The sequence below is a fragment of the Actinophytocola sp. genome, from assembly GCF_035634895.1.
In the GTDB taxonomy this organism is placed as follows: domain Bacteria; phylum Actinomycetota; class Actinomycetes; order Mycobacteriales; family Pseudonocardiaceae; genus Actinophytocola.
The window spans coordinates 20,651-43,422 of record NZ_DASQCC010000209.1; the positions used below are offsets into that span (position 1 = coordinate 20,651).

The 22,772-nt window shown below is 70.1% G+C and carries 17 protein-coding genes; 8 read left to right on the forward strand and 9 right to left on the reverse strand.

All coding sequences use genetic code 11. The features are described 5' to 3' along the window. Window positions 1-63: 63 nt before the first annotated feature. From VET29_RS31265 to VET29_RS31300, 8 genes are all read right to left on the reverse strand, one after another. On the reverse strand, window positions 64-1,632 hold the full coding sequence (locus tag VET29_RS31265; RefSeq protein ID WP_324927295.1) for a long-chain-fatty-acid--CoA ligase: 1,569 nt from the start codon (window positions 1,630-1,632) through the stop codon (window positions 64-66). 64 nt (window positions 1,633-1,696) lie between these two features. After that, on the reverse strand, window positions 1,697-2,248 hold the full coding sequence (locus VET29_RS31270; protein ID WP_324927298.1) for an FcoT family thioesterase: 552 nt from the start codon (window positions 2,246-2,248) through the stop codon (window positions 1,697-1,699). A gap of 45 nt (window positions 2,249-2,293) precedes the next feature. Then, window positions 2,294-3,289, reverse strand: a complete 996-nt coding sequence (locus VET29_RS31275) for an AfsR/SARP family transcriptional regulator (protein WP_324927302.1) — start codon at window positions 3,287-3,289, stop codon at window positions 2,294-2,296. A 160-nt stretch (window positions 3,290-3,449) separates the two neighbouring features. Next, window positions 3,450-3,734 carry a hypothetical protein gene (locus VET29_RS31280; protein WP_324927308.1) on the reverse strand — a complete coding sequence of 95 codons (285 nt, stop codon included), beginning with the start codon at window positions 3,732-3,734 and terminating at the stop codon, window positions 3,450-3,452. Between the two features lie 14 nt (window positions 3,735-3,748). Next, window positions 3,749-5,146 (reverse strand): DUF4331 domain-containing protein, encoded by a 1,398-nt coding sequence (locus VET29_RS31285; RefSeq protein WP_324927311.1) that lies wholly within the window; start codon window positions 5,144-5,146, stop codon window positions 3,749-3,751. A 13-nt stretch (window positions 5,147-5,159) separates the two neighbouring features. Further along, the gene (locus VET29_RS31290) at window positions 5,160-5,465 is read right to left on the reverse strand and encodes a hypothetical protein (protein WP_324927314.1); all 306 of its coding nucleotides are present in this window, start codon (window positions 5,463-5,465) and stop codon (window positions 5,160-5,162) included. Between the two features lie 127 nt (window positions 5,466-5,592). After that, window positions 5,593-8,733 carry a UvrD-helicase domain-containing protein gene (locus tag VET29_RS31295; RefSeq protein WP_324927317.1) on the reverse strand — a complete coding sequence of 1,047 codons (3,141 nt, stop codon included), beginning with the start codon at window positions 8,731-8,733 and terminating at the stop codon, window positions 5,593-5,595. 65 nt (window positions 8,734-8,798) lie between these two features. Then, window positions 8,799-9,746 (reverse strand): zinc-binding dehydrogenase, encoded by a 948-nt coding sequence (locus VET29_RS31300; RefSeq protein WP_324927321.1) that lies wholly within the window; start codon window positions 9,744-9,746, stop codon window positions 8,799-8,801. Window positions 9,747-9,911: 165 nt separating this feature from the next. Between VET29_RS31300 and VET29_RS31305 the strand changes: the two genes are divergently transcribed. From VET29_RS31305 to VET29_RS31330, 6 genes are all read left to right on the forward strand, one after another. Further along, window positions 9,912-10,928: a LacI family DNA-binding transcriptional regulator gene (locus VET29_RS31305; protein WP_324927323.1), complete on the forward strand. Its 1,017-nt coding sequence runs from the start codon at window positions 9,912-9,914 to the stop codon at window positions 10,926-10,928. 108 nt (window positions 10,929-11,036) lie between these two features. Continuing rightward, window positions 11,037-12,317, forward strand: a complete 1,281-nt coding sequence (locus tag VET29_RS31310; RefSeq protein WP_324927325.1) for a sugar ABC transporter substrate-binding protein — start codon at window positions 11,037-11,039, stop codon at window positions 12,315-12,317. Next, a complete protein-coding gene (locus VET29_RS31315; protein WP_324927327.1) occupies window positions 12,304-14,340 on the forward strand; it encodes a hypothetical protein in 2,037 nt (678 codons plus the stop codon). Before VET29_RS31310 ends, VET29_RS31315 begins: the two co-directional genes overlap by 14 nt. A gap of 15 nt (window positions 14,341-14,355) precedes the next feature. Then, window positions 14,356-15,666, forward strand: a complete 1,311-nt coding sequence (locus VET29_RS31320) for a Gfo/Idh/MocA family oxidoreductase (RefSeq protein ID WP_324927329.1) — start codon at window positions 14,356-14,358, stop codon at window positions 15,664-15,666. Then, the gene (locus VET29_RS31325) at window positions 15,663-16,622 is read left to right on the forward strand and encodes a sugar ABC transporter permease (RefSeq protein ID WP_324927332.1); all 960 of its coding nucleotides are present in this window, start codon (window positions 15,663-15,665) and stop codon (window positions 16,620-16,622) included. The genes VET29_RS31320 and VET29_RS31325 overlap by 4 nt, the downstream gene beginning before the upstream one ends. Further along, window positions 16,615-17,475 carry a carbohydrate ABC transporter permease gene (locus VET29_RS31330; RefSeq protein WP_324927334.1) on the forward strand — a complete coding sequence of 287 codons (861 nt, stop codon included), beginning with the start codon at window positions 16,615-16,617 and terminating at the stop codon, window positions 17,473-17,475. The genes VET29_RS31325 and VET29_RS31330 overlap by 8 nt, the downstream gene beginning before the upstream one ends. A 147-nt stretch (window positions 17,476-17,622) precedes the next feature. Here VET29_RS31330 and VET29_RS31335 read toward each other — a convergent pair whose 3' ends face one another. Continuing rightward, window positions 17,623-18,078, reverse strand: a complete 456-nt coding sequence (locus tag VET29_RS31335) for a hypothetical protein (RefSeq protein ID WP_324927336.1) — start codon at window positions 18,076-18,078, stop codon at window positions 17,623-17,625. Window positions 18,079-18,544: 466 nt separating this feature from the next. Here VET29_RS31335 and VET29_RS31340 point away from each other — a divergent pair, with 466 nt between their 5' ends. Continuing rightward, window positions 18,545-20,782: a peroxidase family protein gene (locus VET29_RS31340; protein WP_324927339.1), complete on the forward strand. Its 2,238-nt coding sequence runs from the start codon at window positions 18,545-18,547 to the stop codon at window positions 20,780-20,782. 251 nt (window positions 20,783-21,033) lie between these two features. Then, window positions 21,034-22,614 (forward strand): heme peroxidase family protein, encoded by a 1,581-nt coding sequence (locus tag VET29_RS31345; protein ID WP_324927342.1) that lies wholly within the window; start codon window positions 21,034-21,036, stop codon window positions 22,612-22,614. The last annotated feature ends 158 nt before the right edge of the window (window positions 22,615-22,772 follow it).

Here is a 22,772-nt window from a genome sequence, read left to right on the forward strand (position 1 = left end):
CGTGGCGCGGGCACGCGAGAGGCCCACCGGCGCGGGAACCGGTGGGCCTCGTGGGGGACGCGCTCAGCTCACACGGCGTTCGTGGCCCTGCCAGAAACGCTCGCGCAGCTCGCGCCGGAGAATCTTGCCGCTGGGGTTTCTCGGCACCTTCTCGATGAACTCGTACCGCAGGGGCTGCTTGAAGGTCGCGAGCTTGCCCTTCAGGAACAGGGCCAGCTCGCGCTCCGTCAGCGTCTCCCCCTCCACCGGGGCGACGAACGCGTGCACGACCTCGCCCCAGCGTTCGTCCGGGACGCCCACCACGGCGGACTCCGCCACCTTCGGGTGGCGGCCGATCACGTGCTCGACCTCCGCCGGGTACACGTTCTCCCCCGCGACGATGATCATGTCCTTGATGCGGTCGCGGATGAACAGGTAGCCGTCCTCGTCCAGCACGCCCGCGTCGCCCGTCACCACCCAGCCGTCGACCAGCGTCCTCGCCGTCGCGTCCGGCAGGTTCCAGTACTCCAGCATCGCCGCCGGAGTCTTCAGCCAGACCTCGCCGATCTCGCCGGCGGGCAGCGGGTTGCCCTCGCTGTCGGCCACCTTCACCTCGAACCCGGGGTAGGGCCGCCCCGCGGCCTGCATCTTCCCGCTGTCCGGTGTGTGGTCGCCCGGCGGCAGGCACATCGCCGTGTTGCCGGTCTCGGTCAGCCCGTAGATCTGGGCGAAGTCGCAGCCGAAGCCCGCCACGCACTTCGCCAGCAGTGCCGCGGAGATCGGGGCGCCGCCATAGATGATCTTTCGCAGCGTCCTGAAGTCCGCTGTGGACACGCCGGGCTCGGCCAGCAGCAGGCGCAGCATCGCGGGCACCATGCACGCGGTCGTCACGCCCAGCGTCCTGATCAGCTCGACCGCGCCGGCCGTGGTGAACTCACGCATCACGACGTTCGTCACCCCGGCCGCGAAACCCTGTGTCGCCCACCAGATGCCGCCGATGTGGAAGCCGGCCATGCCGATCAGGCTGCGGTCGCCGTCATGCCAGTCGATCCAGTCCAGGCCGGACCGGGCCAGCGCGTTGCGTACCGCGAAGAAGCTCCGGTGCGCGAGCACCACGCCCTTCGGCAGGCCCGTGGTGCCGCTCGTGTACATCTGCACCAGCGCCGTGTCCGGAGTGACGCGGGCGAGGATGTTCACGTCCGGTTGGGACGACAGCCACGACAGGAACCCGGCACCCGGCCTGCCCTGCTCGTCCAGCTGGACCACCTTGGACAGCTTCGGCAGCTCACCGGCCAGCCTGGCCGCGACCATCGCCGCGTCGGTGTCCACGAACAGCAGTGTGGTGCCGGAGTCACGCAGGATGTGCTCGACCTCGTCGGCCGCCAGGCGCCAGTTGATCGGGACCAGCACCGTGCCGGTCTTGGCCGCGCCGAACAGCAGCTCGTAGAAGTGCTCGGACTCCTTGCCGAGATAGGCGATCCGGTCGCCCGGGCGAGCGCCCGCGGCCTGGATGCCGTGCGCCACCTGGTTGGTCACCCGGTGCAGACCGGCGTAGTCGATCCGCCTGCCCTCGCAGACGATCGCCGTCGTGTCGGGGCGCCGCAGGGCATGCGTGCGCACCACGTCGACCAGCGTGCGTAACGGAGGTGTCACAACGAACTCCTCGGTGCGGTCCGGCCCCCGGGCCTGCTCTTCGGTCCGGACACCGGCTGCCCACTCACGCGGCGTCCGCTCGGACGGTCATGCCCGGCGGGTCGACGAGCGCCATCCGCACCTCGCCCTGGGCGTGGCCTCCGGCGGCGTCCCAGAACCGCCACGGCATCTCGACGATCTGCACGGGACGGCTGCGGTTGGTGCGGCGGAACTCGGCGAAGGACACCTCGCCGGAGAAGTCCGCGGAGTCGATGGGCCGCTTGAAGTGGCTCTCGAACCTCGCGATGAGGATGTCGGGCAGCTGCTTGGCCCAGTAGTCCTCCATCGTCCAGTCGTCGAACTCGGCGACCACCTGCTGCTGCACGCACTTCGCGATCAGGTAGTACATCAGCTGGTTGAAGCAGATGTTCACCTCGACCGAGTTCAGGTGGCCGGTGTCGTCGATGTAGCACGGGAAGGGAATCGAGAACCGGCCCTCCGCGCTGGCGAGGCCGCCCGCGACCTCGACCGTCGCGGACCTGAGGTACTGGGTCTTCGGGCGCGCGTACGGCGCCAGCACTCTCGAAAGCAGTTCCGGGTCGTTCGCGAAGTGCTGTTTCCCGGTGTCTAAGTTCATGATTTCCTCCTGATGCGCGGCACCCCGAACATAATCGCGGGAGGGTCACCCACCGGTAACAGTGGACGAACCGCCGAGCCGCGAGTGGGTCAGCCGGTCGAGCAGCATCTCCGAGGTGAGCGAACGGTCCACGAGCAACGGATCGGCGGCCAGCAAAGCCATGTGCAGCGCCCGGATCCGGTCCGAGGGCTCGATCCCCAGCTCGTGCAGCATGCGCTGGCGGAAGCGCATGAACAGCTCCAGCGCGGCGGACGCGCGCCCGGCCCGGTACAGTGCGACCATTAGCATCGCGTGCGCGGACTCGTGCAGCGGGTGCTCCACGACCAGCGACGCCAGCTCGCTGATCATCTCGCGGTGCCGGCCGAGGCACAGGTCGGCGTCGACTCTCGTGGTGTGGGCGTAGAAACGCCGCTCCTCCAGCCGCGCGACCTGGGCACGCAGCAGGGTGCCCCACTGTCCGTGGTGGACGACCTGGCCGCGCCACAGCGCGAGCGAGCGGCGCAGGTCGGTGGCGGCCTTCTCGTAGTCACCGGCGTGCATGGCGGTCGAGCCGGTCGTGACCAGGTGGTCGAACTCGGTGATGTCCAGCTGGGACGCGTCCACGCGCAACACGTAGCCGCCGGAGCAGGTCTGGAGCACCTCACGGGTCACGTGCTCGACCGAGAGCCCGAGCACGGACTGGAACAGCCTGCGCAGCTTGAACATGTAGGTCTGCAGCGTCGAGTGCGCGGTACGTGGCGCCCCGTCGTTCCACAGCTCTCTCGCGAGCACCGACGCGCCGACGGGTTTGTTGGCGTTGAACAGAAGTGTCGCGAGGATCAGCCGCAGCTTGGGCGCGCTCGGCGCCACGTCGGTGTCCCCGTGCCGGATGACCAGCGGGCCGAGCAGCTCGAAACGCAGCTCCGCCAGCGGGGTCGGCGCCGCCGCACCCGGCACGGCGTCGTGCGGTTCCTGGCGTGCCGTCGACTCGAGCAGCGTCGTGAGGAGGGCGAGCTTCTCCTCGTGGGTCAGTAATCCGAGCTCATCTAAGTTCGTGACCATTTTCGGAACCTCGCTATCGGCTAGACCACGGTATTCCGGACCGACAGCCGGCCGACAGTGACGATGTCATGAAATGGCTGGTGAGTAATCGCCGCCGCCGCGGTGAAGGGGTCCTTCCACAACACCTGCGTGCGGAAGGACCCCGTTCTCACCGAGGTGGTCACAGGTGGTGCTCGGTGACCTCCCCACCGCGGATCGTGACGACGGCGTGCGGGGAGCCGTCGCGTTGCCACACCGTGTAGTCGCCGGAGGCCACGCTCGGGAACACCGCCGTGTACGCGGTCCGGTGGCGGTCCCGTCTGGCGTGCACCACGTTGTGCTCGCGGTGCGCGGCCGGGTCGGCGTCGGCCGGGCTGATCTCGATCTCCTGCTCGGCGAGCTCCGGGCCGGCGTGGATCACCAGTGCGCCGATGTCGCCGCCGATGTCGAGGACCAGGCTGTCCATCGTGGAACCTCCGTTCAGGCCGACGGGGTGAGGAACCCGCTGTTCGGCACGCCGAGGTACGGGAACCGGTTCAGGTACGGGATGTCCAGGCTGTCGGGGGTGACCCCGTCGTCGACCTGCGTGGCGGCCGGGTCGGGCGTGTAGTTCTTGTCCACCAGCGCGTACGTGGCGCCGGCGATGGCCCGCAGCTCGATCGCGACGACGTCGTCGAACACGCGGCGCCCGTTGGGGAAGCCGGCGAGGTCGCCGCCGAGGAGACCGTGGACGCTGGGCTTGCCCGCCGGCGGAACGGCCGTGTTGAGCCGCATCTCGTCCGCCTGGGTCTGGCCGGTGAAGTTCTGGAAACCCGGGATGAGCCCGGCCGGGATGCCCGTCAGCAGGATCGCGAGCAGGTCGGCTCGTGGCTTGCCGGACTTGTTCAGCACGTCCAGGTTCGGGAAGACGCCGGGGAACAGGCCCGGCAGCAGCTGCGCGACCTCGGGCTTGGCGACGAACTTCGCGAAGCGGCTGTCGCCGGCCGGGGTCTGGGTGTTCCAGAAGTCCTTCTGCCCCATGGGGTTGATGACCTCGTTGAACAGCGGGTTGGCCAGCCGCGACACCTGCCGGTACGGGCCGGTCGCCCAGGTGTTGTTCTGCTCGGTGTCCAGCATGCGCACGCGCTGGCGGCTCGCGGCGGTCCACACGCCGATGACCGCGCGCGGGTCGTTGACGTCCTCGCCGTGGTAGCCGTCCCTGGTCAGGTCGGCCCTCGGCACCTGCAGCGCGATCGTGTGCACGTTGAAGTTCTTGGTGGCGTTGACACCCGGGCCGGACTGCGGGAACTTCTTGAGCCCGAAGTGCTCGTGCGCGTCGGCGAACGGGCGCGGGTCGAGCAGGTCGAAGACCGCGCCGAGGTCGACGTAGAAGCCCTCGGCCCGCTGCCCGGCGAACACCCGGCGTCCGCCGCCGAGGTCGCGGACGGCGGCGTCGGCGAGCCTGCCGTAGTTCGGTGTGGACAGTGGGCCGATGTTGCACGGCGGGCACGGGACGCGCTTCGCGAGCTGCTGGGTGCGGCCGCGGGCGTCCTTGCGGGTGACCGAGTAGAACTGGCGGCGGTTCCAGTTCGGGGAGTCGAGGGTGCGGATCGGGCCCGTGTTGTAGAGGAAGGTGTTGGGGTTGCGGACCTCGGTGGTGAACCAGAACTGGTAGGTGACGTCCGGGTTCCCGTCACCGGTGTTGTCGACGTGGATCTCGTAGAGGACGTCGTCGCCGAACTCGTAGAAGTTGGGGCCGCCCGCGGGGGCCTGCAGGGGCACGTAGTTGGCGATCAGGGTGACGGTGTCGGGTCTGTCGGGGCTGACGAACGCGTAGACGTCCGTGGAGTCGGCGACCGGGTCCTTGGCGATCTCCGGGGCTTCGCGGTGAGAGGACATTGCGGTGTACCTTTCAGAGCGCCTTGACGGCGTCGGTCAGACGGGCGGCGAACGCGTGGTCGGTGAGCTGGATCCGGTCCTGACCGACGAAGACGTCGAACCTGCCGCCCGGGCGGAGGTGGACCATCACCGGCTGCTTCGGGCCGTCCCCGGCGGCCACCGCGTCCTGCGGGGCGCTTTCCGCGGCGGCGAAGGGAATCGACGCGGCGGCACCGACGGCCACGCCCGCCGCGGCCAGGCTCGCGCCGGTGACGATCAGCTTGCGCCGGGACACCGTCCCCGGCTCGGGCGCAAGGGTGGGTTGCTGCTCGTGAGGCATGGGGTAACTCCTTGCCGGTAGGGGGCGCTCCTCGCCCTCCACCACGCATTCGAGTCACCCGCCGGCGCGGATTGCCGGCGATACCGAGATTTTCCCGCGACCACGCCTCGCCCGACGCGTGGACCGGTTACAGCAGGCGGAGTTGGGCGTCGCGCGGCCGGCGCTTCTGCCGGTCGCCGACCCGTTCCGTACTGTCCACTGTGGCCAGGAACGGCGACGGGTCGCCCGCGTGGCTGAGGTAGAGGTGCCGCTGCGCGCGGGTCATGCCGACGAACAGCAACCGCCGTTCCTCGGTCAGCTCCTCCTCGGTGGGCTTCGTGCCGGGCCAGCGCAGCGGCAGCAGCCCGTCCGCGCAGCCGACCACGAACACGACCGGGAACTCCAGGCCCTTCGACGCATGCAGTGTCAGCAGCGAGATCCGGTCCGCGCGCGGGTCCCACGTGTCGACCTCGACGCCAAGGGACAGCTCCGTCAGGAACCGCTCCAGGTCGTCGCCGCACCGCTCCGCCAGCGGGGTCAGCAGCTCGACGGCCGGGTACAGCTCGTCGTCGGCCAGGTTCCGCGCGGCCGTGTGGAGCCGGTCGCGGATCGGGCCGCGCACGTACGGCAGCTCCGCGACGAGGCGCTCCACCCCCGGCCGGTCGGCCAGCCGGTCGTGCGAACGCTTCTGGCACGGCCAACCGGCCTGGCCGAGCGCCTCCATGACCACCCGGGCCTGCCGGTCCGTCCGGTACAGCACGGCGAAGTCGGCGAACCCCAGGCCCCGCGCGTCGCTGTGCGACTCGACGCGGCCGCTGTCGAAGGAGTGGAACGCCCCGCCGCCCAGCAGGCGGTCGATGGTGTGTGCCACGAACTCGGCCTCGGCCCGCTCGGACGCGGCGTGGTGCACGCCGACGAGCGCGTCGCCGTGGTCGGTCATCGGGAGCAGCTCCCGGTCCCGGACCAGGGTCGTCGGCGCGATCATGCTCACCGCCGCGGCGAGGATGTGTGCGCTGGACCGGTAGTTCCTGGTCAGCGTGACGGTCCGCGCGGTCGGGAAGTCCTCGGCGAACCGGAGGAAGAACCCCACATCCGCGCCGCGGAACCGGTAGATGGCCTGGTCCGGATCGCCGATCGCGGTGAGGTTGCCCGCCGGCGGCGCGAGCTGGCGCAGGAGCCGGTACTGCCGGTCGTCGACGTCCTGGTACTCGTCGACCCAGATCCACCGGTACCGCTCGCGGTACCGGGCGGCCAGGGCGGGATCGGCTTCGAACAGCGCCAGCGGCAGGTTCACCAGGTCGTCGAAGTCGACGAGATCCCGCTGCCGCAGGGCCTTGAGGTACTGCTCCACCGCGTGGTCCGACTCGCCACCGCGGCGTGCGGCCAGCAGCCCGCGTGCCTCGGCGCCGGCGATCTCCTCCGCGATGACCAGCTGTGTGGTCTGGTCGGCGATCCCGAAGTCCGCGGACAGCCCCACGTTGGCGTGCTGCTCACGCAGGATCCGCACGCCGAGCGAGTGGAACGTGGCGACGGTCAGCGCCGGCGCCTGCTCGGGCACGAGAACGGCCAGTCGCTCGGCCATCTCCTCGGCCGCCCGCCGGGTGAACGTGATGGCGAGGCACTGCTCCGGCGGCACCTCCCGCTCACGCACAAGATGCGCGATCCGGTGGGTGAGCGTGCGTGTCTTCCCGGTACCCGGGCCGGCGATGATCAGCAGGGGTCCGGGACCGCTGCCCGCCGCCGCCCGCTGGTCCGGGTCGAGCCCGTCGAGCACGGACCCGGCCGCCGCCGGACTGTGGAACACGGACTCGGGCAGGTCGTCGAACAGGCCCGGCCCGTCGAACGGCTCCGCGGGCGCCGGCTCGGGTTCGGGCTCGGGCGCCACCACCGGCTCCGGCTCGGGTTCCGGCGGCGCCGGGCGGGCGGCCAGCTCCGGCACGTCGTCGAACAGGCCCGGCTCGGCGACGAGCTCGTCGGGGACCGGCGGCTCGTCGAACAACCCCGCGAACAGGTCCGGCGCCGCCACCAGCCGCCGGCTCACCAGCTCCCCCGGCTCGAACAGCCTGATCTCGCCGTACTCGCCGTCGTAGCCGGCGTCCCGGATCACCTCGCCGCGACGCAGCCTGGTCACCGCCTCGGCCAGGAGTGGCCAGCCGCGTTCGAACTCCGCCGGCGGGACCTCCGCCAGGATCGACAGTTCCGGCCCGAAGGTCGCCGTCAGCTTGTCGATCTCGGCCAGCACCTTCTTGCTCTTCGGGCCGGTGCCGACGATCTCGCTCATGATCTCGGGCAGCGGCACCAGGTTGTGGAACTCCGGCGCCCCGTCCGGGCGGTGCCCGTCCGGCCGGTCGGCCAGCTCCTCCACCCGGCTGAGCACCCCGACCGTGACCGGCTTCCCGCACGCCGGGCACACGCCGCCGAGCGCACGGGTCTCCTCGGGATCCAGCCGCACACCACACTTGCGGTGCCCGTCGACGTGGTACTTCCCCTCCTCGGGAAAGAACTCGACCGTGCCCGCGAGGCCGTCACCGGTCTCCAGCGCGGACCGCACCGCGAAGTAGTCCAGCTCCGTGTCGAACACCGTGCTCTCGCGGCCCAGGATCGGCGGCGAGTGCGCGTCGGAGTTGCTGACCAGCCGGTACCGGTCGAGCGACGACACCCGCCAGTTCATGGCCGGGTCGCTGGACAGGCCGGTCTCCACGGCGAAGATGTGGTCGGCCAGGTCGGCATAGCAGTCCTCGACGGCGTCGAAGCCGGACTTGGAGCCCAGCACGGCGAACCACGGCGTCCACAGGTGTGCCGGCACGAGGTAGCCGTGCTCGCTCGACTCCAGGGTGATCTCCAGCAGGTCCCGGGAGTCCAGGCCGAGGATCGGCCGTCCGTCCGAGCCGAGGTTGCCGATCCTGCCGAGCTTCGCGTTGAAGGTGGCCACCGAGTCGAAGTCCGGGAGGTAGACGAGGTGGTGGACCTTCCGCGTCTTCTCGCCGCGCTTGTAGATCGTGGAAATCTCGACCGACAGCATGAACCGCACGGCGCGGCCGGCCAGGTTCGGCGGCAGGCGGCGCGCGATCTCGGCGTCGAGGTCCTCGCGCAGCCGGAACACGCCGGGCTCGGCCGGCACGAGGTTCTCCCGCAGGTGCTCGAACCAGGCGGGATGCGTGAAGTCGCCGGTGCCGACCAGCGTGACACCCTTGCGCCGGGCCCACCACGTCAGATGTTCGAGGTCGCAGTCGCGGCTGCAGGCCCGCGAGTATTTCGAATGGATGTGCAGATCGGCATGAAAACGCACCGCGTGATCTTGCCACAGGGGATGGCCGGATCAGCGGTCACCACGCCCGGGCGACGCCACCGGTGTCAGGGCACCACGGAGATCTTGAGCCGGCCCGCCGCCGGGCGCAGCGCCGACAGGTACGCGTCCCGGGCGTCGGCGAGCCGGTAGGTGTGGGTGACGTAGGCCGGGGCCAGGTCACGGCGTTCGACGAGGAACCGTTCCGCGGCGGCGAGGTGCGCCGGCCAGTTCGTCGTGGCGCCGGCCCGCAGCACCAGCGTCTTGCGGAAGAACTCACGCATCGGCAGCACGTAGTGCTCCTCGGGAAGGCCGAACGCGTAGATCTCCCCGTGCGGCCCCGCCGCCGCGACGCAGTCGGCCAGCACGTCCTGGTTGTGCCCGATCGCGTCGACGACCAGGTCCGGGCGGTCCGCGCCGGCCAGCCCGGCCGCCCACTCGCCGGTCTGCGCGACGACCGGCTCGTCGATGCCGAACGTGGCGGCCTCGGCGGTGCGGTCCACGCGGTCCACGCCGGTGACATGCCAGCCGCGGGCCTTGAGCACGACGCAGAACAGCATCCCGATCGGCCCGAGGCCCAGCACGGCCGCGCGCCGGCCGGGCAGCGGCCCCACCCGGCCCAGCGCGCACAGCACGGTCGCGAGTGGCTGCGCGACGACCGCCTCGCTGTCCGGCAGGGTGTCCGACAGCGGGTGCAGCAGCTCGGCCGCCGTCAGGATCACCTCCTGCAGACCGTCGGACCGAAGGACCTTGCCGACCACCCGGTCACCGTCGCGGAGCCGGTCGTCCGCGGAGGCCACGACGTCACCGACGATCTCGTGCAGCGACGCGCCGACCGCGCCGGTGCGTGCGACGTCGCTGCTGCGCACACCGGCGAACGTGGGGAGGTCGCTGCCGCAGATGCCGCCGAGACGGAAGCGCACCAACACCTCGCCCGGCGCCAGCGCCCGCGGATCCGGGTGGGGCGTCTCGATCCGCTCGAACTCGTACGGCGCCGGCTGGCGTAGGGCCCACATCCCCCAATGATCGCCCACATCGGGTGCACCGGTCGACGACGTCACCGGGCGATGACTGTGATTCAGAGCGAGTCCGCGGTCGTCGGGCGGTGCGAGCGGCCCGGGTAGGACCTGGGAGAGTAACCGGTTACCCTTTGCCGTAAGTTTCGGGTTGTGGGAGGTGCCGTGTCCGCCACGATGCGCGATGTCGCGCGGCTCGCCGGCGTGTCGGTCAAGACCGTGTCCAACGTGGTCAACGACTTCCCGCACGTCAGCGTGGCGACGAGGACCCGGGTGCTGGCCGCGATCACCGAGCTGGGCTACCAGATGAACTTCTCGGCCCGCAGCCTGAGCAAGGGCCGGACCGGGATGCTCACGCTCGCCGTTCCTTCCCTTCGCCTGCCGTACTTCGCCGAGCTGACCGACGAGGTCATCCTGGCCGCCGGCGAGCGCGGCTACACCGTGCTGGTCGAGCAGACCGGGGGCGTGCACGAACGCGAGCTGGAGGTGCTCTCCAGCGACCGGCGGAGGATGACCGACGGGCTCATCCTCTCCCCGCTCGGCCTGCGCCCCGGCGACGAGCCGCGGCTGGAGGTCGGCTACCCGCTGGTCCTGCTCGGCGAGCGCCCCCTGCACGGCGACGTCGACCACGTGGCGATGGCCAACGTCGCCGGCGCGCGGGCGGTCACCGAGCACCTGCTGGCCCGCGGCCGGCGCCACATCGTGCTCGTCGGGTCCTACGACCAGCGCGGCGCCGGCGCGGGATCGCTGCGCACACAAGGGTTTCTGGACGCCCTGCACGCCGCGGGCCTCGAGCACGACCCGGCCGGCACCGGCGCGGCGCTCGAGTGGACCCGGGCGACCGGCGCCGACGCCATGCGCCGGCTGCTCGACCGCGGCGTCGAGGTCGACGCCGTCTTCGGGCTGAACGACGTGCTGGCGCTCGGCGCCATGCGTGTCCTGTTCGAGCGCGGCCTGCGGGTGCCAGACGACGTCGCGGTCGCCGGGTTCGACGACATCGAGGACGGCCGGTTCGCCCGACCCAGCCTCACCACCGTCCAGCCCGGCCGCGCCGAGATCGCCCGTACCGCCGTCGACCTGTTGATGGACAGGCTCTCCGACAACCCCGCGCGGCCGCCGGGCGAGGAGGTCGTGGTCGCCCACCGGCTCCTGGTCCGGGAGTCGACCGGCCAGGGACGCTGAGTTGCCCGTTGACCCCGGGCGTGCCCCGTGCTCCAATTACACCGGTGTAAACGCGGTTATACCCCTCTCGGCGACCTCAACGAAGTGGCGAGGGAGTAATCAAGACTCATGCGCATCACCATCGGCCTCCTGGCCACCCTGCTGCTCATGCTGAGTACGGCCTGCGGGAACGACGACGCCGACAACGGCGGACCCGTCACGATCCGCTTCTCCTGGTGGGGGAACGACGACCGGGCGAAGATCACCAACCAGGCCGTCGACGCCTTCGAGAAGGCCAACCCGAACATCACGGTCAAGACGGAGTCGATCGACTTCAACTCCTACTTCGACCGCCTGGCCACGTCCGTCGCGGCGGGCGACGAGCCCGACGTGATCACCATGGGCGGCGCCTACCCCCGCGAGTACGCCGACCGGGGCGTGCTGCTCGACATGACCGCGGTCGCGGGCGACCTCGACCTGTCGAAGCTCGACGAGCCGGCCCTGTCGAACGGCAACTTCGGCGGCAAGCAGTACGGCGTGCCGACCGGCGTCAACACCTACGGCGTGATCGTGAACCCGGCGATCTTCAAGACGGCCGGCGTGAAGGTGCCGAACGACGACAAGTGGAGCTGGAACGACTACGTCCGCATCGCCACCGAGATCTCGGCCAAGAGCCCGAAGGGCACCTACGGCTCCGACGACCCGACCGCACCGGAGACGCTCGACCTGTACGCGAACCAGAGGACCGGCGAGGGCCTGTACAGCAAGAAGGGCGGCATCGCCATCGACAAGAAGACCGTGCGGGACTGGTTCACCATGACCTCGGGGCTGATGAAGAGGGGCGCCACTCCCCCGGCCGACGTGAGCGCGGAGCAGGACGCGCAGTCCGCACCCGAGCAGACCCTGTTGGCCCAGGGCAAGGCGGCGATGATGTTCGGCTGGTCGAACCTGCTCACGGCCTACGAGCAGGCGGCGGGCACCAGGCTGGTCATGCTGCGCGCACCCGGTGAGACCACGGAGAAGAAGGGCACCGGGATGTGGCTGCAGGCCTCGCAGCTGTACACGATCAGCAAGCACAGCAAGCACCCGGAGGCCGCGGCCAAGCTCATCGACTTCCTCGTCTCCGACGAGCGGGCGGCCGACCTCATCAAGGCGGACCGCGGCATTCCGGCCAACGAGGAGATCCGCACGCACCTCGAGGAGAACCTCGACCCGTCCACCAAGGCGGAGTACGACTTCGTGGACCGGATGAGCAAGCTCGTCGACGGCGAGTTCGTGATCGGCCCGACGGGCTCGACGGAGTCGCCGGACATCCTCACCCGCGCCAACCAGTCCGTCCTGTTCGGACAGTCCACTCCGGACCAGGGGGCCGACCGGTTCGTGACCGAGCTGACGAATGCCGTTTCCTGAGGGCGCCGACCGGGCACCGATCGACCGGCGTGCCGTGGTGGCACGGCACGCCGTCGAGGTGACCGGGATCGACCCCGGCTCGGCGCTGACGGTCGGCAACGGCGAGCTGTGCATGACGGTCGACGTCACCGGCCTGCAGACGTTCCCGCGGTGCTACCCGGTCGGCACCGGCACCCTGCTCGGCACGCAGTCCCAGTGGGGTTGGCACAGCACCCCGGGCGGCGGCGCGCTGCCGACCCGGCCCTACCGGACCGCCCGCGGTCCGATGTCCTATGTGGACGCACCGAGGATGACCGGCGCGGACGACGCCGGCATGGACGAGGGGACCCGGTGGCTGCGGGCCAACCCGCACCGGCTCGACCTGGCGCGGACGGGCCTGGTGTGGCTGGACGGGCTCAGGACACCGGAGCCGGGCGAGCTGGGCGCGTGCCGGCAGGTCCTCGACCTGTGGACGGGGCTGGTCACGAGCGAGCTGACGCTCGGCGGCCGGCCCTTGCGGGTGACGACCGCGTGCCACCCGGCCGAGGACGCGGTGGCCGTGCGTGTCGAGGCGCCGGCGGGCGAACTCGGCGTGCGGATCGCCTTTCCCTACGGGTCGACGGCGTGGAACGACGCCGCGGACTGGACCCGGCCCGGCGCGCACGAGACCGACGTCGAGCCGGCGCCGCACGGCGTGCTGGTGTGGCGGCACTTCGACGGCGGCACCGAGCCGGCGTACCGGGTGCGGGTGCGTGGCGAGCAGGTGTGGCAGGTCGGCACGCACGAGCTGGTCGTGCGCGCGGGCGGCCCGGTGCTCGACGTGGTCGTGTCGTTCGCGGTGGCCGATCCCTCCGAGGTCGACGCGCCGGCCGTGTTCGACGCGAGCCGCGCGCACTGGCCGCGGTTCTGGTCGACCGGTGCCGCGCTCGACCTGTCGGGCAGCACCGACCCGCGCGCCGACGAGCTGGAGCGCCGGGCGGTGCTGTCGCAGTACCTGACGGCCATCCAGTGCGCGGGTTCGCTGCCCCCGCAGGAGACCGGGCTGACCTGCAACAGCTGGCGCGGCCGGTTTCACCTGGAGATGCACTGGTGGCACGCGGCGCACTTCGCGCTGTGGGGCCGGCCGGAGCTGTTGCGCCGCAGCATGGGCTTCTACCGGCGGATCCTGCCCGCGGCACGGGCGACGGCCGCGGCCCAGGGCTGTGCCGGCGCGCGCTGGCCCAAGCAGGTCGGCCCGGACGGCCGGGAGAGCCCCAGCCACATCGGACCGTTCCTGCTGTGGCAGCAACCGCATCCGATCCACCTCGCGGAGCTGTTGCGCCGCGCCGGCGACCCAGGCGACTACAGCGAGATCGTCGAGGAGACCGCGCACTTCATGGCCGACGTGGCCGGGCCGGGACCGGACGGGTTCAGCCTGGGTCCCCCGCTCGTGCCGGCGCAGGAGTCCTATGCGGACATGCGCGACCGGGTGCGCGACCCGCCGTTCGAGCTGGCGTACTGGGTGTGGGCGCTCGGCGTGGCACAGGAATGGCGGGCCCGGGCGGGAAAGCCACCCGAGCCGGCGTGGGACGAGGTCCGGCACGGCATGGCGCGGCCGCTGGTCCGCGACGGCCGGTACACCGCGATCGCCGTCGAGCCGTACACCGTGCGCACCGACCACCCGTCGATGGTCTACGCGCTCGGCCCGGTACCCGCGACCGGCCTGGTCGACCCGGCGGTCCTGCGCGCGACGCTCGACGACGTGCTCGCGGACTGGGACTGGCCGGGCACCTGGGGTTGGGACTACCCCGCGCTCGCCATGACCGCGACCCGGCTCGGCGAGCCGGCGGTCGACCTGTTGCTCCGCGACAGCCCCAAGAACGTCTATCTCCACAATGGACACAACCGGCAGACCGACGCGCTGCCGGTCTACCTGCCGGGCAACGGCGGCCTGCTCGCGGCGCTCGCGTTGATGGCGGCGGGCTGGGACGGCGGCCCGGAGTGTCCCGGCTTTCCCCGGGACGGCTGGTCGGTGCGGCACGAGGGTTTCGTGCGCGCACCATGAGGGACGGAGGGCGGCATGCGGCGGTACGGGGTGGTGGGCACGGGAGCCCGCGCGCGGATGTACATCCGGGCGCTGGCCGGCGACTTCACCGACGTGGCCGAGCTGGTGGCGTGGTGTGAGCCCAACCCGGCGCGGATGGACCACGCGGACGGTCTCGCCGGCGCCCGCCCGGCCCGCTACGCGCCCGCCGGCCTCGAACGGATGATCACCGAACAGCGCCTCGACGCGGTCGTGGTCACCAGTCCTGACTGGACACACGCGGAGATGGCCAGCAGGGCCATGCGTGCCGGCGCGGACGTGGTGCTGGAGAAGCCGCTGACCACGTCCGTCGACGGCTGCGGCGAGATCGTCGCCGCGATCGAGGAGACGGGCCGGTCGCTGGTGCTGACGTTCAACTACCGGTACTCGCCACGCAACGCCGCGCTCAAGCAGGTCATCGCGTCCGGCGAGATCGGCGAGGTGACCTCGGTGCACTTCGAGTGGGTGCTGGACACGATGCACGGCGCGGACTACTTCCGCCGCTGGCACCGGGAGAAGGAGCACTCGGCGGGTCTCGCGGTGCACAAGGCCTCGCACCACTTCGACCTGATGAACTGGTGGCTCGCCGACGTCCCGGAGTGGGTGTTCGCGAGCGGCGGCCTGAAGTTCTACGGCGCCGACAACGCCCGTGCCAGGGGCCTCGGCCCGCGGCCGGCACGCGGCACGGTCGACCCGCCGAGCACGGACCCGTTCGCGCTGGACCTGCGGGCCGACCCGACGCTGCGGTCGCTGTACTGGGAGGCGGAGCGGCACGACGGGTACCTCCGGGACCGGGACGTGTTCGCGCCCGGCGTCACGATCGAGGACAACCTGTCGGTCATGGTGGGCTACGGCGGCGGCCCGGTCCTGACGTACTCGCTGAACGCGCACAGCCCCTGGGAGGGCTACCGGGTGACGGTGAACGGCACCGGGGGCCGGGTGGAGCTGGAGGTGGTGGAACGGGCCGCGGTCCTGCCCGGCCCGGACGGGCGGATCGTGCTGGACGCCAGCTCGGTCGTGGACGACGGGGACGACGGCCGGCGGGGCGGCGCCTGGCTGACGGTGCAGAAGCACTGGCAGCCGGCGAAGTCCGTGCCGATCCCCGAGGCCGGCGGCGGCGGCCACGGCGGCGGCGACGCCCTGCTGCTGGCGGACGTGTTCCGTGGCGTGGACGGCGCGGACCGGCTGGGCCGGCAGGCCGGCATCCGCGACGGCCTCGCCTCGGTCGCGGTGGGCCTGGCGGCCAACACGTCGATGACGACCGGGAAACGGGTGCGGATCGCCGAGATGGAGCTGCCGGGACTATGACGGCCATCCAGGAGCTCGCACGGCCGAAGGAACCGGCGGCCGCGAAGGGCGGGCACGCGCGGCCGGTCCGGCCGAAACCCGCCGAGCGTGGGGACAACAAGGCGGCCGTCCTCTTCCTCGCGCCGTGGTTCGCGGGGCTGTTCCTGATCACGGCGGGGCCGATGGTGGCGTCGCTGTACCTGTCGTTCACCGACTTCAGCCTGCTGGACCCGCCGAAGTGGATCGGGTTCGGCAACTACGTCGAGATGCTCGCGGACGACCGGCTGGCCACCTCGCTGCGGGTCACGTTCGAGTACGTGTTCCTGTCCGTGCCGGCCCAGCTCGCCCTGGCATTGGCGCTCGCGTTGTTCCTCGACCGCGGGCTGCGGGGCCTCACGATCTACCGGTCCATCTTCTACCTGCCCTCGCTCCTGGGCGGGAGCGTGGCGATCGCCATCCTGTGGCGCCGGATCTTCGGCAACGACGGGCTGATCAACCAGGTGCTGTCCTGGTTCGGCGTCGAGGGCCCCGGCTGGATCGCCGACCCGCGGTTCGCGCTCGGCACGCTCGTCGTGCTCAACGTGTGGACCTTCGGCTCGCCGATGATCATCTTCCTGGCGGGGCTGCGGCAGATCCCGGTGACCTACTACGAGGCCGCCGCCATCGACGGCGCCGGGAAGCTCCGGCAGTTCCGCAGCATCACACTGCCCCTGCTCACGCCGATCATCTTCTTCAACCTGGTGCTGCAGATCATCCACGGGTTCCAGTCGTTCACCCAGGCGTTCATCGTCAGCGGCGGCACCGGCGGGCCGGTGGACTCGACGCTCCTCTACCCGCTCTACCTGTACAAGGAGGGCTTCGCGAGCCTGCACATGGGCTACGCGTCGGCCATGGCATGGCTGCTGCTGCTCATCGTGGGCGGGCTCACGGCGGTCAACTTCTTCCTCGCGAAATTCTGGGTCTTCTACGATGACTAGCGCCGATGGTGCACGCCGCGGGCTCGTCACCCGGCTGCGCCGCCTGACCAAGCACGCGGTCCTGGTGGTCGCCGCGTTCGTGATGCTGTACCCGCTGCTGTGGCTCGTCGCCAGCTCGGTCAAGCCGGACGCGTTGATCTTCCGGGACCCGTCGCTGATCCCGCGTGAGCTGGACCTGTCGAACTACTCGATCGGCTGGCACGCGCTCGCGCACCCGTTCACGCGGTACCTGCTCAACTCCGTGGTGGTCGTGGCCGGCGCCGTGCTCGGCAACCTCGTGTCGTGCTCGCTGGCCGCGTACGCGTTCGCGCGGTTGAACTTCCGTGGGCGCCGGGTGTGGTTCGCCGTCATGCTGATGTCGATCATGCTGCCGATCCACGTCGTGATCGTGCCGCAGTACGTGCTGTTCTCCCAGCTGGACTGGATCAACACCTACCTGCCGCTGGTCGTGCCGAAGATGCTCGCCACCGACGCGTTCTTCATCTTCCTGATGGTGCAGTTCTTCCGCGGCATCCCGCGCGAGCTGACCGAGGCGGCCAACATCGACGGCGCCGGGCACGGCCGGATCTTCTTCCAGATCATGCTGCCGCTGTCGATACCGGCCCTGGTCACCACCGCGATCTTCACGTTCATCTGGACCTGGAACGACTTCTTCAGCCAGCTGATCTTCCTGACCGACCCGGACATGTACACGGTGCCGGTGGCACTGCGCACGTTCGTCGACTCGCAGTCCGAGAGCGCGTGGGGTGCCCTGTTCGCGGACTCCGTCGTGTCGCTACTGCCGGTGTTCCTGATCTTCCTGTTCGGTCAGAAGTACCTGGTGCGGGGAATCGCCACCACCGGCCTGAAGTAGGTTCGCCGGCAATGTGCCGTTCGGGGCAAAAGTCCCGTCCGGTACACGGTCCGTGACCCACCCGCGAAATCGCGGCCGGAATGCGGAGAAAGCGAGGAGGCGGTCGCCTTTCGGTGGCGCGCCTCCTCACGCATTCCTCAGGTTGGCTCATTCCGCGCGGTCGAACCGCGCGGCGAGCACGAGTGCCGCGGCGATGAACACGAGGTTCTTGACCACGAACTCACCGGCCGCGGCCAGCAGCAGCGGATTTCCGTGCTGAAAGGTGACCCCGGACTGCATGATCAGCGACAGGAATGTGCCGGCCAAATGCGCCACGAGCACGGCGCACATCAGGAATATGCTCCGACCGGCGACCATGCCGATCCCGATGGCCACCTCGAGCAGGCCGATGGCCGGGACGAGCCACGCCCGGTCGAACCAGGGCAGGGTGCCGGCGACGAAGTCGCTGACCGGGGACGCGCCGACGACCTTGAGCATGCCGAACCAGACGAACACGACGCCGAACGCGTAACGCAGCAGCGGCAGACTGATTCTCCGCAGCTCCTCGGTGACCTGCGCCTCGACGGTTCGGAACTTTTGCAGCGCGGACGGGACAGTACTCACGAACAGCTCCTCGGTTCTCGAAGGAAAGAGAAGCCCGCACACCCGCGAAATGCGAACTCGATAGTTCAATCACCATGACACAACGTGGCGGAATTTCTCCAGACCCCCAGGGGATACACCATCGATTTCCCCGAACAACTAGTTTCTTGGAATGTGTCAAGGCATATCCGCGGAGCAGGCCAGCAGGGACGTTCCCGTGATCATCCACCCGGCGCCGTGGCCGGCATTCCTGGACCGCCGGCGAAAGTATCGGTCACCCAGCGCGACAGCCGCGCCGCCGGCAACCCCCAGGGGATATACGCAGGCACGGTCCGTTGACGTTTGATTTCACCGCGCCCAGTATTGGGTCGTCAAATGCGTGGGAGCAAACACAAAACGGAAGAACTTTCGAGAAGAAAGCACTCTCCAATCTCCGCGGGGGAGAAAAAGGGAGAGCCCAATGTTCTGCGCACCTCAATCCACGCGCGTGCGACTTCCGCTCGCGCTCTCCGCTGTCACCGCGATGGTGCTCGCCACCCTGGTGAGCGCCGACTGGCCGGCCAGCGCGGCCGTGCCGTTCGAGATCCAGAGCCTCGACGGCTCCGGAAACAACGTCGCCAACCCGACCTGGGGCCAGTCCGGCAGACCCTACGCACGGGTCGCGCCGGCCCGCTACACCGACGGACGCAGCGCTCCCGTCGCGGGTCCCAACTCACGCGCGATCAGCAACCGCATGTTCAACGACGTCCACCAGAACATCTTCTCCGAGCGCGGCGTCACGCAGTGGGGCTTCACCTGGGGACAGTTCCTGGACCACACCTTCGGCCTCCGTCTCGGCGGGGCCCAGAACGACCCCCAGGGCGAGAGCGCGAACATCGCGTTCAACCCGGCCGACCCGATGGAGTCCTTCCGCAACGACTTCGGCTCGATCGGGTTCAACCGCTCCGTGGCCGCTCCCGGCACCGGGGTCGACAACCCACGCCAGCAGGTCAACTCGATCAGCTCCTACATCGACGCGGCCCTCGTCTACGGCGGCTCGACGAGCCGGTTGGAGTGGCTGCGCCAGGGTCCCGTCGACGGCAACATGGCCAACAACAGCGCACTGCTGATGCTGCCGAACGGGTACCTCCCCCGCCGCGACGCGCGTGGCAACGCCGCGGCCGCACCGGCCATGGACGTCGACGGCCGGCTCCTCGGGCAGCCGAACCGGGCGGCCGTGGCCGGTGACGTGCGGGCCAACGAGAGCATGGCGCTCGAGGGCACCCAGACGCTGTTCGCCCGCGAGCACAACAGGATCGTGAACCTCCTGCCCAGCTCGCTGAGCCAGGAGGACCGGTTCCAGATCGCGCGGCGGATCGTCATCGCCGAGGAGCAGTACGTCACCTACACGGAGTTCCTGCCCGCGATGGGCGTGAACCTGCCGGCCTACAACGGTTACCAGCCGAACGTCGACGCGACCCTGTCCAACGAGTTCGCGACCGTCGGGTACCGGGCACACAGCCAGATCCACGGCGAGGTCGAGCTGGAGACCGAGGCGTCCCGGTACAGCCAGGCCACGCTCGATGCCCTCACGGCGCAGGGTGTCGAGGTCGCGGTCGAGGACGGGACGGCGGACATCGCCGTGCCGCTGGGTGTCGGCTTCTTCAACCCCGACCTGGTCGAGCAGCTGCAGCTGGGCCCGCTGATGGAGGCCATCGGCGACGAGTCGGAGTACAACAACGACGAGCAGATCGACAACCAGCTGCGCAGCGTCCTGTTCCAGGTTCCCGTCTCCGGCAACCCGGAGTGCCTGGACGGGCCGACCCTGCCGGAGTGCTTCAACGGGGTGGTCGACCTCGGCGCGATCGACATCGAGCGCGGCCGCGACCACGGCATGCCGAGCTACAACCAGCTGCGGGCCGCCTACGGTCTCGCGCCGAAGACGTCGTTCACCGCGATCACCGGCGAGTCGACCGACCAGTTCCCCACGGGGATGGGCATCGACAACCCGAACAGCCTCACCTTCTCGCAGCTGACCGACCTCTTCGGTGTCAACTTCGGGCTGACCGAGGAGCGCGACCCGGTGCGGGCCGTCCGCAACACGACCCGTGCGGCGCGGCTGCGCGCGCTGTACCAGAACGTGAACAACGTGGACGCGTTCGTCGGCATGGTGGCCGAGCCGCACGCGCCGGGCAGCGACCTCGGCGAGCTGCAGCGGGCCATCTGGGCACGGGAGTTCCAGCGGCTGCGTGACGGCGACCGCTTCTTCTACGCCAACGACCCCGGCCTCACCTTCATCAGGAACACCTACGGGATCGACTTCCGGCGCAACCTCGGCGACATCATCGCCTCGAACACCGACATCCCGAGGTCGGACCTGGCGCGGAACGTGTTCTTCGTCGGGGGCAACGTCCCGCCGACGAGCTGCCGGGTCCAGTACCAGGTGACCGGGAGCTGGACGGGTGGCTTCAACGCCGGCATCACCATCAACAACACCGGGAGCACGGCGATCCCGGCCGGCTGGACGCTGCGGTTCGTGTTCGCCAACGGCCAGGTCATCACCGACGACTGGAACGGGGTGACGACACAGGACGAAGCCCGCGTGCCCATGGTCAACGAGTCGTGGAACGCGGCCATCCCGGCCGGTGGTTCGGTCACGGGGATCGGGTTCACGGCCACGTGGAACAACGTGACCAACGGCCCGCCCACGAGGGTCAGCCTCAACACGACCGCCTGTTCCACCTGACCGCGGAAGTCCGCGCCGGACGTGCCGGGCCCGTTTGCACGGGCGCGGCACGTCCGGCCGTGGAACGTCGGATCTCAACCCCTAGGGGAAAAACACACACAGGAGCTGTTGACCGGATTTTGCAACCGGTCCATTATCGAGGACACCTCAGCAAAAAAATGGTCAATACTCCCTGAGGAATAATCCGCATTTTCGAAAACTCTTCGTGCTGCCCGAAACTTCCGCCAAGAAGCTACGATTCGGGGATCTCAATGGCCAGCAGGACTACCGGACTCAGCCGCAGAAGTTTTCTCGCCGCGGGCCTCGGCGCCGCGGGTGCCGCCACGCTTCGCCCCGCCGAGGCGCTCGCCTCGGTCATCACCGAGGCCGCCGGGGGGTCCGTGCAGGCGTCGGACACCTTCGGCCGCATCTTCTCCCTGCAGCCCTTCGCCGACCTGAGCGCGCCATCGCTGAAACAGGCCCTGATGGCAATGGGCCAGCGTGGCGGCGTCCTGGACGCGGCCGACCAGCTGTCGGCCGGCCCGGTCCAGCTCATCGCCGACCCGGCGCTCAGCGCGAACAACCCGGACAACGCCACGCACACCGCCGGCACCACGTTCATGGGCCAGTTCTTCGACCACGACATGACCTTCGACGAGACCTCGCAGCTGGGCGTGCCACTCGACCCGCTGCGGGCGCCCAACACCCGCACCCCCGCGCTCGACCTCGACTCCGTCTACGGCGCCGGGCCCACCGGCAGCCCGCAGCTGTACGACCCGAGCGACCGCGACAAGTTCCGCGTCGAGAGCGGCGGGCTGTTCGAGGACCTGCCACGCAACGCGAACCACACGGCCATCATCGCCGACCGGCGCAACGACGAGAACCTGATGATCGCCGGGATACACGCGGCGTTCCTGCTGTTCCACAACCGGGTCGTGGACCAGCTGCGGTCCCAGGGCCAGACGAACGTGTTCGCGGCCGCACAGCAGCTCGTCCGCTGGCACTACCAATGGCTGATCCTGCACGAGTTCCTGCCGCTGTTCGTCGGGCAGGCGCTGGTGACCGACGTCCTGCGCAACGGCAGGCGCATCTACCGGCCGGCGGCCGGCCAGCAGTTCATCCCGGTGGAGTTCCAGGGCGCCACCTACCGGTTCGGGCACAGCATGGTCCGCCCGTCCTACCGGGCGAACCTGCGGGGCGACCCCGGCGGCAGCGCAGCCACCGGCGCGCCCGCGTTCTTCGGGATGGTCTTCGACCCGGCCGGGCAGGGCCAGGCCGACCCGGTCGACCTGCGTGGCGGAGCACGGGCGCCCCGCCGGTTCATCGGCTGGCAGACGTTCTTCGACTTCGGCGGCAGCTTCACGGCGGACCTGCGGCGGAACAAGCGGATCGACACCAACATCTCCACCCCGCTGTTCGACCTGCCGCTGGCCACCATCCCGTCCGCGGACCCGCCGACCTCGCTCGCCCAGCGCAACCTGTTGCGGCACATCACCTGGTCGCTCCCGTCGGGCCAGGACATCGCGAGGGCCATCGGCATCACCCCGCTGTGGGCGGAGAACTTCCCGGAGCTGCAACAGTTCGGGCACGGCCTGCCCAGCGCGACCCCGCTCTGGTACTACACGCTCAAGGAGGCCGAGGTGCTGGCCGGCGGGACGCGGCTGGCCGGGGTCGGCGCGCGGGTCGTCGCCGAGGTGTTCATCGGGTTGCTGCAGCTGGACCCGACCTCCTACCTGGCGACCAACCCGAGCTGGACCCCAACGCTGCCACGGCGTTCCGGCGCGGCGGGCGACTTCCGGATGGTGGACCTGCTGACGTACGCCCGGGTCGATCCGGACAGCCGGGGGCAGTAGGACCGATTTGTGTAACATGCCCGCCGGCCACGTCGATAGACCCTTTTGGGAGCGCTCCCAACAGTGCGGAGGTCCCCGTGGCAACGGCGCCAGCACAGAAGCAGCACAGCCTCCGTGTGGTCATCCGGTCAGAGCGACGGATGTTCCGCGACGCGCTG

What these genes read in the sequence shown, in the direction of transcription:
- VET29_RS31280 (WP_324927308.1), bottom strand. Translation starts at nt 3,734, where the DNA reads ATGGACAGCCTGGTCCTCGACATCGGCGGCGACATCGGCGCACTGGTG.
- VET29_RS31310 (WP_324927325.1), top strand. Translation starts at nt 11,037, where the DNA reads ATGCGCATCACCATCGGCCTCCTGGCCACCCTGCTGCTCATGCTGAGT.
- VET29_RS31320 (WP_324927329.1), top strand. Translation starts at nt 14,356, where the DNA reads ATGCGGCGGTACGGGGTGGTGGGCACGGGAGCCCGCGCGCGGATGTAC.
- VET29_RS31275 (WP_324927302.1), bottom strand. Translation starts at nt 3,289, where the DNA reads ATGGTCACGAACTTAGATGAGCTCGGATTACTGACCCACGAGGAGAAG.
- VET29_RS31290 (WP_324927314.1), bottom strand. Translation starts at nt 5,465, where the DNA reads ATGCCTCACGAGCAGCAACCCACCCTTGCGCCCGAGCCGGGGACGGTG.
- VET29_RS31345 (WP_324927342.1), top strand. Translation starts at nt 21,034, where the DNA reads ATGGCCAGCAGGACTACCGGACTCAGCCGCAGAAGTTTTCTCGCCGCG.
- VET29_RS31300 (WP_324927321.1), bottom strand. Translation starts at nt 9,746, where the DNA reads ATGTGGGCCCTACGCCAGCCGGCGCCGTACGAGTTCGAGCGGATCGAG.
- VET29_RS31315 (WP_324927327.1), top strand. Translation starts at nt 12,304, where the DNA reads ATGCCGTTTCCTGAGGGCGCCGACCGGGCACCGATCGACCGGCGTGCC.
- VET29_RS31330 (WP_324927334.1), top strand. Translation starts at nt 16,615, where the DNA reads ATGACTAGCGCCGATGGTGCACGCCGCGGGCTCGTCACCCGGCTGCGC.
- VET29_RS31270 (WP_324927298.1), bottom strand. Translation starts at nt 2,248, where the DNA reads ATGAACTTAGACACCGGGAAACAGCACTTCGCGAACGACCCGGAACTG.
- VET29_RS31325 (WP_324927332.1), top strand. Translation starts at nt 15,663, where the DNA reads ATGACGGCCATCCAGGAGCTCGCACGGCCGAAGGAACCGGCGGCCGCG.
- VET29_RS31285 (WP_324927311.1), bottom strand. Translation starts at nt 5,146, where the DNA reads ATGTCCTCTCACCGCGAAGCCCCGGAGATCGCCAAGGACCCGGTCGCC.